This window comes from Streptomyces sp. NPDC057682 (genome assembly GCF_042799575.1).
Taxonomy (GTDB): Bacteria; Actinomycetota; Actinomycetes; order Streptomycetales; family Streptomycetaceae; genus Streptomyces.
Map to the genome: position 1 here is coordinate 153,700 of NZ_JBHVIN010000005.1, position 12,780 is coordinate 166,479.

Annotated in this window: 11 protein-coding genes; 4 read left to right on the forward strand and 7 right to left on the reverse strand. The window is 73.9% G+C overall.

Going from position 1 to position 12,780, the window contains the following annotated elements; translation table 11 throughout:
* Window positions 1-31: 31 nt before the first annotated feature.
* The 5 genes from ACFVDM_RS10545 to ACFVDM_RS10565 form a co-directional block, all read right to left on the reverse strand.
* On the reverse strand, window positions 32-2,020 hold the full coding sequence (locus ACFVDM_RS10545; protein WP_383635895.1) for a SpoIIE family protein phosphatase: 1,989 nt from the start codon (window positions 2,018-2,020) through the stop codon (window positions 32-34).
* 144 nt (window positions 2,021-2,164) lie between these two features.
* Window positions 2,165-2,725, reverse strand: coding sequence for a DinB family protein (locus ACFVDM_RS10550; protein WP_383635898.1), 561 nt, complete (start codon window positions 2,723-2,725; stop codon window positions 2,165-2,167).
* Between the two features lie 105 nt (window positions 2,726-2,830).
* The gene (locus ACFVDM_RS10555) at window positions 2,831-3,658 is read right to left on the reverse strand and encodes a phosphotransferase (RefSeq protein ID WP_383635901.1); all 828 of its coding nucleotides are present in this window, start codon (window positions 3,656-3,658) and stop codon (window positions 2,831-2,833) included.
* Window positions 3,655-3,954, reverse strand: coding sequence for a DUF1905 domain-containing protein (locus tag ACFVDM_RS10560; RefSeq protein WP_383635904.1), 300 nt, complete (start codon window positions 3,952-3,954; stop codon window positions 3,655-3,657). The genes ACFVDM_RS10555 and ACFVDM_RS10560 overlap by 4 nt, the downstream gene beginning before the upstream one ends.
* Before the next feature lie 65 nt (window positions 3,955-4,019).
* Window positions 4,020-4,601 carry an NUDIX domain-containing protein gene (locus ACFVDM_RS10565; RefSeq protein WP_383635907.1) on the reverse strand — a complete coding sequence of 194 codons (582 nt, stop codon included), beginning with the start codon at window positions 4,599-4,601 and terminating at the stop codon, window positions 4,020-4,022.
* Window positions 4,602-4,981: 380 nt separating this feature from the next.
* Between ACFVDM_RS10565 and ACFVDM_RS10570 the strand changes: the two genes are divergently transcribed.
* Complete coding sequence (locus ACFVDM_RS10570) at window positions 4,982-6,793, forward strand: ABC transporter ATP-binding protein (protein WP_383635910.1); 1,812 nt, start codon at window positions 4,982-4,984, stop codon at window positions 6,791-6,793.
* 42 nt (window positions 6,794-6,835) lie between these two features.
* On the opposite strand, the gene ACFVDM_RS10575 is transcribed toward ACFVDM_RS10570, so the two are convergent.
* Window positions 6,836-7,819 carry a LuxR family transcriptional regulator gene (locus tag ACFVDM_RS10575; RefSeq protein WP_383635913.1) on the reverse strand — a complete coding sequence of 328 codons (984 nt, stop codon included), beginning with the start codon at window positions 7,817-7,819 and terminating at the stop codon, window positions 6,836-6,838.
* Between the two features lie 296 nt (window positions 7,820-8,115).
* Between ACFVDM_RS10575 and ACFVDM_RS10580 the strand changes: the two genes are divergently transcribed.
* The 3 genes from ACFVDM_RS10580 (at window position 8,116) to gap (ending at window position 11,696) form a co-directional block, all read left to right on the forward strand.
* Entirely contained in the window at window positions 8,116-9,525 is a 1,410-nt protein-coding gene (locus ACFVDM_RS10580; RefSeq protein WP_383635915.1) for an aminopeptidase P family protein, read from the forward strand.
* A gap of 109 nt (window positions 9,526-9,634) precedes the next feature.
* Window positions 9,635-10,591: a GlxA family transcriptional regulator gene (locus ACFVDM_RS10585; RefSeq protein ID WP_383635918.1), complete on the forward strand. Its 957-nt coding sequence runs from the start codon at window positions 9,635-9,637 to the stop codon at window positions 10,589-10,591.
* A gap of 106 nt (window positions 10,592-10,697) precedes the next feature.
* On the forward strand, window positions 10,698-11,696 hold the full coding sequence (gap, locus tag ACFVDM_RS10590) for a type I glyceraldehyde-3-phosphate dehydrogenase (RefSeq protein ID WP_383635922.1): 999 nt from the start codon (window positions 10,698-10,700) through the stop codon (window positions 11,694-11,696).
* Window positions 11,697-11,776: 80 nt separating this feature from the next.
* Here the strand turns inward: gap and ACFVDM_RS10595 are convergent, their stop codons facing one another.
* Window positions 11,777-12,778, reverse strand: coding sequence for an NEW3 domain-containing protein (locus ACFVDM_RS10595; RefSeq protein ID WP_383635925.1), 1,002 nt, complete (start codon window positions 12,776-12,778; stop codon window positions 11,777-11,779).
* Between the last annotated feature and the right edge of the window lie 2 nt (window positions 12,779-12,780).

The window sequence follows — 12,780 nt, forward strand, 5'->3', positions numbered from 1 at the left end:
CGGGACCGGCGCACCGCGCCGGTCCCGCGCGTCAGCCGGAGCCGGAGCCGGCTCGGAAGGCGATCATCGCGGTGTCGTCGCGGTGGTCGGACAGGGTCAGCAGCCGGTGCAGCAGATCGTCCAGCGGCAGCCGCCGGTGCCGCAGCGCCGCCTTCACGAGACGGTTCTGCCCCCGGGTGAGCGTGGTGGCCGGCCGCTCGATGAGCCCGTCCGTGTACAGCAGCAAGGTGTCACCGGGGGACAGGACATGGTGGTGCGTGGTGCGGACCAGACCCGGGTCCACGCACAGCGGAGGGTCCGTGACGGGGCCCGTCAGGTACCGCGGGGTGCCGCGCGCGGGGATCAGCAGCGGCGGCGGATGCCCGGCGTTGGACCAGGCGACGTTCCAGCCGCCGCCCTGCCGGGGCCGCAGATGGGCGTGGACCACCGTGGTGAACGGGGCCGCCTCCAGACCCTCGGCGACCGCGTCCAGCTCTTCGAGCACATCGCACGGCGAGGCGTTGAGCCCGCAGCTGTACGCGAGCGCGCGGAGCATGCTGCGCATCTGGCCCATCGCGGCCGCGGCGGTCAGATCGTGCCCGGCGACGTCACCGATGTCCAGGACGAGGCTGCGGTCCGGGAGCAGGAAGGCGTCGTACCAGTCGCCGCCGATCTCCCGGGTGCTGCTGGCCGGCTGGTAGCGGGCGGCCACGGCCGCGCCGGGGACCTCGGGCGGCCGGGTCAGCTGGGCACGCTGGAGCCGCAGCGCCGTGCGGCGGGCCCGGCCGTGCTCCAGGACCCGGTGGATCGGCTGCTGCGCGTGGTGCAGGACGTCGCGGAGCAGTTCGGTCTCCGCCGGACCCGGGACGGGGCTGTCGTCACAGGTCGCCGCGACCGCGTAGCCGAGCAGGGTGTCCTCGCTCCGCAGGGGGACGAGGGTGACGCTGGTGGCGCCCGCCGCCGTCAGCCAGCGCTCGGTGACCCGGGGGACCAGACCCGGCGGTACGCAACCGCCGGGCGGCACGACGAAGGTCCGAGGCGCCCCCTGCTCCAGCAGCTCACGCAGCGGGGCGGTGACCGGGACGCTCTGCCCCAGCAGCGCCGGGGGCGCCGGCAGCCCCGGCCGCGAGGCGCTCGCGATCCGGCCGGCCCGCAGGGCCACATGGGAGGGCACCGGCCATTCGTCGTGATCGAGGGTGAGGATCAGACAGGCGTCGGCGACCTCCGGGACGATGGTGTCCACCACCGTCCCGAACGCCTGGGCCAGACTGGTCCGCGGCCTCTCGGCGATCTGGGCCAGCAGGCGCTCACGCAACTGGGTGCGCCAGGCGTCCTCCACATCGGCGGTGGCCGCGATCCACTCCGCGACGGAACCGTCGCGCACCACCGGCACCGCCCGGGAGAACATATGGCGGTACGCGCCGCCCGCCGTACGGACCCGGAAGGTGTGCTCGAAGACGCTCTGCGGTTCGGCGGCTGCCTCCAGCCAGGCCGCGTGCAACGCGTCCCGGTCGCGCGGGTGGACGACGGCGAACCACCCGTCGTCCGCCCGGGAACGCCACGGCAGCCCCGTGATCGCCTCCCAGCCGGGCACCAGCTCGTCCATCGTGCCGTTCGGCCACATCACCCACACCATCTGGGAGACGGCGGTGGCCAGGGCCTCGTACCGCTGGAGGGTGTACGTCTCCGCGGTGGTGTCCATCGCGATGGCGAGGATCCCGCCGCCGCGCCGGGTGGCGACGGGTGTACAGGAGTACACGAAGTGCCGGGCCTGGGACAGCGCGCCGGGATCGGTGCGCCGCCGTCCGGTCACCTGACGGGGACGCCCGCTGCGCCGGACGTCCTCCAGGACGCCGAGGAACCGGCTCGCGTCCGGTTCCGGAAACGCCTCACGGGCCGGCAGCCCGAGGGTGCGCGGGCCGAAGAGCCGGGTGAAGGCGGGGTTGACGTACAGCAGCCGGTGCTCGGGGCCCATCAGCAGCGCGACGGCCGCCACGGCGTCGTCGAACATCCCCGGGTCGAGGAACGGCGCTGCGCTCACCTCCGCCCCCCTCTCGTTTCGGCCGCACACCGGCCAGTATCACGGCACGGCGCGCCGCCCGCCCTCCGGCGGGGTCCGAGGGAGCGGCACGACCGGCCGGGGCGCCCGGAGCGGGCCCGCCGGACGGACCGGCGGGCCCGGGGATCACTGGCCCACCCGTCCGTCCACGCATTCGCGCAGCAGGTCGGCATGGCCGCAGTGCCGGGCGTACTCGTCGATCCGGTGCACCATCAGCTCCCGGACCGCGATCTCCTCCCGGCCCAGCCGCTCCCCGAGGTCCGGGTGGACGGCCAGTTCGTCGTCGAGCGCGGACTGCTCGCGGGCCAGATCGCCGAAGGCGCTCTCGACCGCCGCCGGGTCGGCGACCGCCCCGTCGAAGTCCGCGTCCTTGGGGCCGTACAGCCGGGGCAGCCGCTCCTCGTCACGGATCCAGTTGCGCCAGTCCCGCTCCACCTCGGCCAGATGCCGGACGAGACCGAGCAGCGACATCGTCGACGGCGGAACCGACCGCCGGGCCAGCTGCTCCGCGTCCAGCCCCTCGCACTTCATTTTCAACGTCAGCCGGTAGTCGGCCAGAAAGTCCCGCAAGGTCTCGGCCTCCCCCTCCGGGCCCGGCCCTTCGCGCTCACGGGGGTCCTGGTCGGGATCCGTCCACATGTCGGGATATACGGTGGCGCTGGTCCAGCGCGCGGGTCGGTCGCTCATGCGGGTCATCGTCGCGGGCGTGAGGGCGCGGGGCCACAGGTTTTCGATCAGCGGTGGGCGGGGCGGGCCGGCCGCACCCGGCAGACGGGAATGGTCAGACAGGCCCTAGGACAGGCCCTCGCTCAGCGCGGCCGCGAACACCGCGCGGTTCGCCGCCAGCCAGGCCTGACGGCGGTCCCAGCGCTCCCAGCTGCCGCCGCGTGCGGCCCAGACCCGGGTGTAGGCGGGGTCCCCGTCCGCCAGCTTGCGGGCCACGAAGGCCCGGCACGCGGCGGTGGCCTCCTCGATCACCAGGGGGAGTTCGGCCCGTCGCGGGGCGGGGAGGCCGTAGCCGTCCGCGAGGATACGGAGCCGGCGCGGTACGTCGAGCCCGGCGGGGTAGGCGGTGGCGGCCGTCGCCGGGTCGACGGCCGGGGCCCAGTAGAGGGCGGTCATCGCGAGGTCCCAGAGGGGCCGGCCCGGGGCGGCCAGGTCGAAGTCGATCAGGGCGACGGCGCGGCCGTCGCGGAAGACGACGTTCTCCGGGCAGACGTCGTTGTGGCAGAGCAGGGGGCCGCCCCGGGGGTCCGACAGATCGCCCGGCCACGGGGCGTCCGTGTCGAACGGGATGCAGGCCGAGGTGTCGTGCAGCCGGCGGAGCAGCGCGCCGACCGAGCGCAGGGCGTCCTCCGTCATCGCCCAGGACGGGAACGGAGGGAGTGCCACGTCCCCCGGGAGGAACGTCAGCCGCTCGTGGCCGTCCGTCACGGGGCCGGCCGGCAGGGGAGCCCCGTCGAAGCCGCGCTCGCGCAGGGCCCGCAGATGGGCGTGGAGGGCGGGCGCGGACCGGGGCGCCGGACGTTCGACGAGATCGCCCCGGCGGACCACCGCGCCCGCGTTCACCATGCCGCCGGCCAGCGGTTCGTCCGCCGCGCCCGCCGCTGCGCCGGTCATCGGGTGCCTTGGAGCCGGACGGTCATCCGTACGCTCACGTCGTCCCCCGCGGCCAGATTCCGCGAGCGGCGGACCGCCGACTTCAGCGGAAGCAGATAGCCGCCGTCCCGGGGGAACAGCGACGTCGTGAACACGGTCCCGCCGATGCGGGCCTCGACGGGGACCGCGCCCCAGCCGTACGTGGCCGTCGCCGCCACCTCCTGGATGTCGGCGGACCGTTCCTCGGGCACGGTGGCGAAGAAGTACGGCGAGGGACCACGCCATTCGACGACGCGGCCGGTGAACTCGACATCCATTGAATCGATCCGCTCGGTGAGAAGGGTCCGGAGCCCGCGAGCGTACCGGGCCCGGACCGCCGCCCTCAGCGCTCCCAGTCCCAGGCACCGACATAGGCGGCCGTTCCGGAACGCCGGGCCTCCGCGACCGCCTCCAGCCGGACGAAGTCCCGCCGGGGCATCAGATCCCGCCACCGCCCCAGCGGAAGGACCCGCGCCGCGTCGTGCTCGGCCGGATCGAGGGTCAGCGTCCCCAACTGCCCGGCGGTGAGCCGCCCGCCGTCGAAGACGAACCCGATGGTCGCGTACGGCCATTCCGCCCCGGGCTGGCCGAACACCGTGGCCAGCAGCGACGGCGGACCGTCGAAGACGATCCCGGTCTCCTCCCGGCACTCCCGCAGCGCCGTCTCCCAGGGCCGCTCGCCCGGATCCATCGTGCCGCCGACCAGCTGCCAGGGGTGGCTGCGGGAGTACACCGCCCTGAGCTGGAGCGGCCGGTCGTCCTCGTCGGTGAAGTACAGGCACGCGAAGGCGGTCGCCTTCAGTACCGTCTCGGCGTACTCCTCCGGCGGCAGCCAGCCCGGGATCCGGCCGTCGGGCTGTTGGGGCAGATGAGGCTGGTGAGGCAGGTGCGGCAGCTGCGTCGCGTGCACCGGGGAGGTGGGCATGGAAGCTCCGATCGTCGGTCCGGGCAAGGGGTTCCGGCTCCCTGAGAACGTCCGTACGGAAAGGGCGGTAACGGCCGGGACGGGAGGACGCGGCGAACGGATGTCCATGCCGCGGGTCCGGTCCCGCCGCAGCCTCGGCTCCGGCCGGGGCCGTTGCCCCGACCGCAGGGAACCGGCCATCCCGATGGCATGAGATGTGGCCGGGAAAAACGCGTGGACTCGCCGGCCGCGACGGCGGGAGACTGGGGCGAATCGCCCACCTCCCCCCTCCCACTCCGACACACCGCCGCCGACCACGCGGGGGACGTTGCCGGCGCGTCGTCGTGGGCGGAGGGACCCGCCGGGGCGTGGGCACACCGCACGAACGACACAGGGTTGGCATGGGTACGCCTCAGACGCACGAAGGGCCCCGCAAGGGCTCCGTCCTCCTCGCACTCCGCTACTACGGAAGGGAGTTGACCCGCCGAAAACGGATGACCGCGCCGGCGATGTTGCTCCCGGCGCTCGGCAACATCGGCATCAGCTACGTCGCGCCGCTCGTCGTCGCGAAACTCGTCGGCCGGATCGCCGGCGACTCCGATCTCTCGCTCCGCTCGATGCTCCCCTACGTGGCCGGCTTCGCCGTGGTACTGCTGCTCGCCGAGACCTGCTGGCGGATCGGGCTGCACTTCCTGAACCGGCTGGACGCGCTCGGCATCGAGAGCCTCTACGTCCAGGGCATGGACGAGCTGTACGCCAAGGACGCCACGTTCTTCCACGACAACTTCGCCGGATCGCTGACCAAGCGGGTCCTCAGCTTCGCCTCCCGCTTCGAGGACTTCATCGACACCCTGACCTTCTCGGTCGTGGGCAGCTTCGTCCCGCTGCTCTTCGGATCCGTGGTGCTGTGGCGCTACGAACCGCTCCTCGTCGTCGGACTGCTGACGATGATCCTGGTGACGGGGGTCTGTGTCGCCCCGCTCATCCGGCGCCGGCAGGCCCTCGTGGCAAGGCGCGAGGAGGCGATCGCCCGGGTCTCCGGCCATGTCGCCGACAGCCTGATGAACATGGACACGGTCAGGGCCTTCGCCGCCGAGCGGCGCGAGGCGGCCGAGCACCGCTCCCGCGTCGCCGAATCGCGGCGGCTCACCCTGCGCTCGTGGGACTACGGCAATCTGCGCATCGACACCTTCGTCGCGCCCATGTCCGTGCTGACCAACGCCCTGGGCCTGCTGCTCGCCGTCGCCCTCGGAGGCGGGAGCCACGGGGTGGAGGCCGTCGTCGTCGCGTTCACCTACTACTCCAACGCCACCCGCATCATGTTCGAGTTCAACCAGATCTACCGGCGGCTGGAGAGCTCGATGACGGAGGCCGCCCAGTTCACCGAACTGCTGCTGACCCCGCCCGCGCTGACCGACCCCGAGCACCCCGAGCCGCTGCTCTCCCGCTCCGCCGACGTCCGCTTCGACCGGGTCACCTTCGCCCACCCCGGAGCGGGACCGCTCTTCGAGTCGTTGGACCTCGATGTGCCGAGCGGGACCAGGATCGGCCTCGTCGGCCGGTCCGGCGGCGGGAAGACCACCCTGAGCCGGCTCCTGCTGCGGATGTCGGACGTGGACGGCGGCCGCATCCTCATCGGCGGCCAGGACATCAGCCGGATGCGGCAGGCGGACGTCCGCGCGCAGATCGCGTACGTACCGCAGGACCCGGCGATGTTCCACCGGACCCTGCGGGAGAACATCGCGTTCGCCCGGCCCGACGCCACCGAGGCCGAGATCCGCCGCGCGGCGAAGGCGGCCCACGTCACCGAGTTCGCCGACGCGCTCCCGGAGGGCTTCGACACCATGGTGGGGGAGCGCGGCATCAAACTCTCCGGCGGACAGCGCCAGCGCGTCGCCCTCGCCCGCGCCATTCTGCGCGACGCGCCGATCCTGCTGCTCGACGAGGCCACCAGCGCCCTGGACTCGGAGAGCGAGATCCTGGTCCAGGAAGCCCTGTGGCGGCTGATGGAGGGCCGGACGGCCCTCGTCGTGGCCCACCGGCTGAGCACCGTGGCCTCCATGGACCGGCTGGTGGTCCTGGACCGGGGCCGCATCGTCGAACAGGGCTCGCACCACGAACTGCTCGCCACCGACGGCGCGTACGCGAAGCTGTGGCAGCACCAGTCCGGCGGCTTCCTCGACGACCCCGGCCAGCCGGCCGAGGTGCGCTGAACCCGGCCCGGCGCGGCGGACCGCCCGCCGCGCCGGGCCCGTTCACAGCCAGCCCGAGCGCTGGGCCCGGAGCGCCATCTGGAACCGGTTCGCCGCGCCCAGCCGGGCCATCAGCGTGGACAGCCGGCGGAACAGCGTGCGCCGGCTCACGCCCAGCTCCCGGGCGATCACCTCGTCGCTCGCCCCGCCCGCCAGCAGCCACAGCAGCCGCCGGTCCGCCGGGGCGAGACCGCCGGGCCGGGCGGTGCGGCCGTGGAACGGCAGGGCACCGGACCACGACTCCTCGAACAGCGCGACCAGCGCCGAGAACAGCCCGCACGGCCGCACGACGAGCATCGTGTGGTGCACGTCGGCCTCCCGGATCGACAGCGAGACCAGCGCGTACGCGTCGTCGATGATCACCAGCTTGACCGGGACCGACGGCAGCACCCGTGCCTGCTCCCCGGCCCGGACACACGGTTCGATGACGTCCTTGAGGTGCCCCGGGTGCTCCAGCGACGCGCGCGAGTAGACGACCCGCTGCGTCACCCCGCGCGCCAGGGTCGCCAGCGCGTCCTCGGTGGCCCCGGCCAGCGGGACGTACGGCGGCGACTCGAACTGCCGGATCTGCTCCCGCGCGCTCGCCCACGCCTGCCGGATCCGCGGACCGACCGCGTCCCCGGTCACCACCTCCACGAGATCGCCGGGCGAGGCGGCGAGCCGCTGCCGCCGGAACACGTCGAACGCGCCGCCGACCGCGATCCGCGACTCCTCGACCTCGGCCGCACGGTGCCGGGCCAGGACGTCGAGCCCCGCCGCGGGCGGCACCGGAACCACCACCGCGCCGGTCCCGTCCGCCGCACCCGCAAGCCCGGCGTCCACCAGCGCGGCGTACGCCCCCGCCAGCTCCGCGCCCGCCAGACCGGCCGCCTCCCCGATCTCCTCCAGCGGGGCGGGCGCCCGCTCCAGCAGGGCCAGGTACACCCGGCGCGCCGGCCCGTCGATGCCCAGCAGCCGCAGCGCCTCGCCGAGTCTCTCGTTCGTCATGGGCGCCACTATGACGCCTTCCCGGGCGGGAACCGCACACGCCGTCGTCCGCGGCGGTGACGGCGTGCGCGGGCCCGGGCCGCGGCGGGCCGCGCCAGCCGGATGGCCGATCAGTGCCACTGGCACGGTCGGGCACCACGGGTCCGCCGCGAGGGATAGCCTCCGGGTGCCGACGACCGGCGACGGCGAGCGCGCGCCCACCGGCGCGCCCCGGTCCGCGTGGGGAACGGCCCGGCCCGTCCCGGGCCCCCGACGCGGCCGCGCCGCAGGAGACCGTCCCGAAGAAGGAGCATGACGTGGCGAAAGGCCGGAAGAACCGCCTCTACCCGGAGATCTCACCGGAGCTGTCCGCGCTGATGCGGACCGGCTGGGCGGACACCGAGCAGCACGATCTGAGCCCCGACGAGCAGGCCCCGTACGCCGCCCGCCGCCGGACCGCCCTGTCCGCACGCTTCCCCGGCGAACGCCTCGTCGTCCCGGCCGGGCGCCTCAAGACCCGGTCCAACGACGACACGTACCCCTTCCGCCCCTACTCCGGCTACGTCCACATGACGGGCGACCGGGCCCGCGACGGCGCGCTCGTCCTGGAACCGCGCGCCGACGGCGGCCACGACGCCTACTGCTTCCAGCTGCCGAGGGACAGCCGGGACGACAACGAGTTCTGGACCGGTCCCACGGCCGAGCTGTGGATGGGGCGGCGCCGCTCCCTGGCCGAGGCGGAGCGCGTCCTCGGCCTGCCCTGCCGCGACGTCCGCACCGCGGCCGCCGACCTCGCCGCCTCCGACGTGCCCACCCGCGTCGTCCGGGGCATCGACCCCGTCCTGGAGGCGGCGCTGAGCACCGACCCGGAGCGCGATGCCGGACTGGAGGAGGCCCTGAGCGATCTGCGCCTCGTCAAGGACGACTGGGAGCTGGGCGAACTCCGCAAGGCCGTCGACTCCACCGTGCGCGGTTTCACCGACGCCGTCGCCGAACTCTCCACCGCCGTCGCCTCCTCCGAGCGCTGGATCGAGGGCACCTTCCTGCGCCGCGCCCGCCTCGAAGGCAACTCCGTCGGCTACGGCACCATCTGCGCCGCGGGCGACCACGCCACGATCATGCACTGGACGGACAACGACGGCCCCGTCCGCCCCGGAGAACTGCTGCTGCTCGACGCCGGGGTGGAGACCCACACCCTCTACACCGCCGACGTCACCCGCACCCTCCCCATCAGCGGCACCTTCACCCCCGTCCAGCGCAGGGTCTACGACGCGGTGTACGAGGCGCAGGAGGCCGGATTCGCCGCGGTCAAGCCGGGCGCGGCCTACCGCGACTTCCACGAGGCCGCCCAGCGCCACCTTGCCGGACGGCTCGTCGAGTGGGGCTTCATCGAGGGACCGGCCGACCGCGCGTACGAACTGGGACTCCAGCGGCGCTTCACCATGGCGGGCACCGGCCACATGCTCGGCCTGGACGTCCACGACTGCGCCGCCGCCCGCTGCGAGGAGTACGTCGACGGCGTCCTGGAGCCGGGCATGGTCCTCACGGTCGAGCCCGGACTGTACTTCCAGCGCGACGACCTGACCGTGCCCGAGGAATGGCGCGGCATCGGCGTCCGCATCGAGGACGACCTCGTGGTCACCGCCGACGGCCACGAGAACCTGTCGGCCGGCCTGCCCCGGTCCGCCGACGAGGTCGAGGACTGGATGGCCCGGCACGCCCGCTGAGCCCGGGGGCGGGCCGGGGCGGCAGGACCGCTGAACGGGGGCGGGCCGGGGCGGCAGGACCGCTCCGGCCCGTTCGCCCGCCCCGCCCGGCCCCTCGTACGCTGGGCGCGTGTCCGCCCACCGACTGCACCGCGCCGCCGTCCTCGTCCTGGAGGGCGCCAAACCGCTCGACGTCGGGATCCCCGCCCAGGTGTTCACGACCCGCGCGAGCATGCCGTACGAGGTCCGGGTGTGCGGAGCCGCACCCGGTCTGGTCACGGGCGGCGACGGACTCTCGTACCACGTCGCCGACGGGCTCGACGCCCTGGAGTGGGCCGACATCGTCTTCATCCCCGGCTACCGCCACCCCGACCGCGAGGACCCGCCCCGGCCCGTCGTGGACGCGCTCGTCGCCGCCCATGCCCGGGGCGCCCGGCTCGCCGCGATCTCGACCGGGGCCTTCGCCCTCGCCGCCACCGGACTGCTGGACGGCCGGCGCGCCACCACGCACTGGCACTACGCACGGGCCCTGGCGGCCAAGCACCCCCTGATCCGGGTCGACGAGAACGTGCTCTTCGTCGACGAGGGCAGCGTCCTCACCTCGGCCGGTGCCGCGTCCGGCATCGACCTGTGCCTGCACATCCTGCGCGGCGACCTCGGCGTCGCCGCGTCCAACCACGCCGCCCGCCGGCTCGTCGCCGCCCCCTACCGCAGCGGCGGCCAGGCCCAGTACGTGCCCCGCAGCGTCCCCGAACCCCTGGGTGAACGCTTCGCCGCCACCCGCGAATGGGCGCTGCACCGGCTCGGCGAACAGCTCACCCTCGACGCGCTCGCCCGGCACGCGGCCGTCTCTCCGCGCACGCTCTCCCGCCGCTTCGTCGAGGACACCGGTTACACCCCCATGCAGTGGGTCATGCGAGCCCGCGTCGACCGCGCCCGTGAACTCCTGGAGCGCTCGGAGCACAGCGTCGAACAGATCGCCGCCGAGACCGGCCTCGGCACCGGAACCAATCTCCGCCTGCACTTCCAGCGCATCCTGGGCACCACACCCAGCGAGTACCGGCGCACCTTCGCGCGCACCGAATAGCCCGTCCCGCACCCTGGCGCGATCCTTTCGAACCGTGGCGCCCGCGCCGCTGCCGGGCCGCCGTTCTCCGAGCGAAGCTGGGTGACGAAACGAAGGGACATCGCTCATGACTCGCATCGCCATCAACGGATTCGGCCGCATCGGACGCAATGTGCTGCGCGCCCTGCTGGAGCGCGACACCGACCTGGAGGTCGTCGCCGTCAACGACCTCACCGAGCCCGCCGCCCTGGCCCGGCTGCTCGCCTTCGACTCCACGTCCGGCCGGCTCGGCCGGCCCGTGGGTCTCGACGGCGACGTCCTCGTCGTGGACGGGCGGCGCATCACCGTGGTCGCCGAGCGCGAGCCGGCGAAGCTGCCCTGGAAGGCCCTGGACGTCGACATCGTCCTGGAGGCCACCGGCCGCTTCACCTCGGCGAAGGCGGCCCGCGCCCACCTGGACGCGGGTGCGAGGAAGGTGCTCGTCAGCGCCCCGTCCGACGGTGCCGACGTCACTCTCGCGTACGGCGTCAACACCGACGCGTACGACCCGGAGCTGCACACGATCGTGTCGAACGCGTCCTGCACGACGAACGCGCTCGCCCCGCTGGCCGCCGTCCTGGACGAGCTCGCCGGGATCGAGCACGGGTTCATGACGACCGTGCACGCCTACACCCAGGAGCAGAACCTCCAGGACGGCCCGCACCGCGACCCCCGCCGGGCGCGCGCGGCCGGCGTCAACATCGTGCCGACCACGACCGGTGCCGCCAAGGCGATCGGCCTGGTGCTGCCGAACCTGGACGGCAAGCTGTCCGGCGACTCGATCCGGGTGCCCGTACCGGTCGGCTCGATCGTGGAGCTGAACACCACCGTCGCCCGCGACGTGACCCGCGAGGACGTGCTGGCGGCCTACCGCGCGGCGGCCGAGGGCCCGCTCGCCGGGGTCCTGGAGTACTCCGAGGACGCCCTGGTCTCCTCCGACATCACGGGCAACCCGGCCTCCTCGATCTTCGACTCGGCGCTGACCCGGGTCGAGGGCCGGCACGTCAAGGTCGTCGCCTGGTACGACAACGAGTGGGGCTTCTCCAACCGGGTCATCGACACCCTCCAGCTCCTCGCCCGGGGCTGACCCCGGCGGAGCCGTCACGGCGAGCGTCCCGAGGCCGTCCGCCGCACCCCGTCCGGGTGCGGCGGGCGGCCTCGCCGCCTTCAGGGAGCGATCTTCATGTCGAAGAGGTGGACGTTCCCGTTGGCCGGAAGGACCACGAAGTCGACGGTCCTGTCCGGGTCCAGCGCGATGGAGTGCGCGAACACGCGGTACTTCACGGTGGCGTTGCCGTACCCGTCGGGCCGGTTGCGGCCGTCCGTGGACGCGACCAGGGTGGCGCCGTGGGCGTCGGCCGGGTCGAACGACCAGTTGGGGAACCCGAACGAGCCGGTGGTCGTGGTCCCGTCGGTGTAGTACACGGTGGCGCTGCCGGTGGCCCCGCTGCCGACGCCGGATCCCAGGAACACCAGCTCGGAGCCCCGGCCCGGGAGGGCGACGGCCTGTCCGGCGCTCGACACGTTGTCCTTGCTGCCGGCGGGGACGTCCGGCCAGGTCAGCTCGGCGCCCAGGGCCTCGACCCGGGCACCCGGCGTGAGACCGACGGCGGCGAGCTTCTGGGCGGAGAAGCTGTTGCCCTCGCCGTCGTAGTTGCCCGGCTTCGTATCCGCCTCGTCGGTGATCGCCACCGCGTTGTACGCCGCCGCCAGGTTCGCCTGCGGCGAGCCGGAGCGTTCGGTGCGGGTGCCGGTGGCCGTGCCGAGGCCGTCACCACCCTGGTACGTCGCCGTCGCGGTGAACGTGCGGATCACGAACCCGGAACGCTTCTCCGGCACCTGGATCCGGAAGGTCGTGGACACGGAGGCGCCCGTGGCCAGGGACCCGGACACGCTCCGCACGGCCGGCTGGACCGCCCAGCCCACCGGTCCGCCGAACGACACCTTCAGCGAACGCAGGCGCTGCGGAGCGGTGTTGCGGACGGTGACCTCCACCTCGGAGATGGCGGGCCCGTCCAGGTCCACGGTGGAGACGGTGACCTCGGTCCCCGGGGCGGACGCGGCGGCGGGCGGGGCGGGCGCGGCGGTGGCCGCCTGGGCGGGGACGAGCAGGACGGCGGCCGCCACGGCGGCGGCGCGCAGCGGGGCGATCAGTCGGGCCGGTCTCATGG

Coding starts and splice junctions, on each gene's coding strand:
- gap (WP_383635922.1), top strand. CDS start 10,698: ATGACTCGCATCGCCATCAACGGATTCGGCCGCATCGGACGCAATGTG.
- ACFVDM_RS10595 (WP_383635925.1), bottom strand. CDS start 12,778: ATGAGACCGGCCCGACTGATCGCCCCGCTGCGCGCCGCCGCCGTGGCG.
- ACFVDM_RS10575 (WP_383635913.1), bottom strand. CDS start 7,819: ATGACGAACGAGAGACTCGGCGAGGCGCTGCGGCTGCTGGGCATCGAC.
- ACFVDM_RS10565 (WP_383635907.1), bottom strand. CDS start 4,601: ATGCCCACCTCCCCGGTGCACGCGACGCAGCTGCCGCACCTGCCTCAC.
- ACFVDM_RS10570 (WP_383635910.1), top strand. CDS start 4,982: ATGGGTACGCCTCAGACGCACGAAGGGCCCCGCAAGGGCTCCGTCCTC.
- ACFVDM_RS10560 (WP_383635904.1), bottom strand. CDS start 3,954: ATGGATGTCGAGTTCACCGGCCGCGTCGTCGAATGGCGTGGTCCCTCG.
- ACFVDM_RS10550 (WP_383635898.1), bottom strand. CDS start 2,725: ATGAGCGACCGACCCGCGCGCTGGACCAGCGCCACCGTATATCCCGAC.
- ACFVDM_RS10555 (WP_383635901.1), bottom strand. CDS start 3,658: ATGACCGGCGCAGCGGCGGGCGCGGCGGACGAACCGCTGGCCGGCGGC.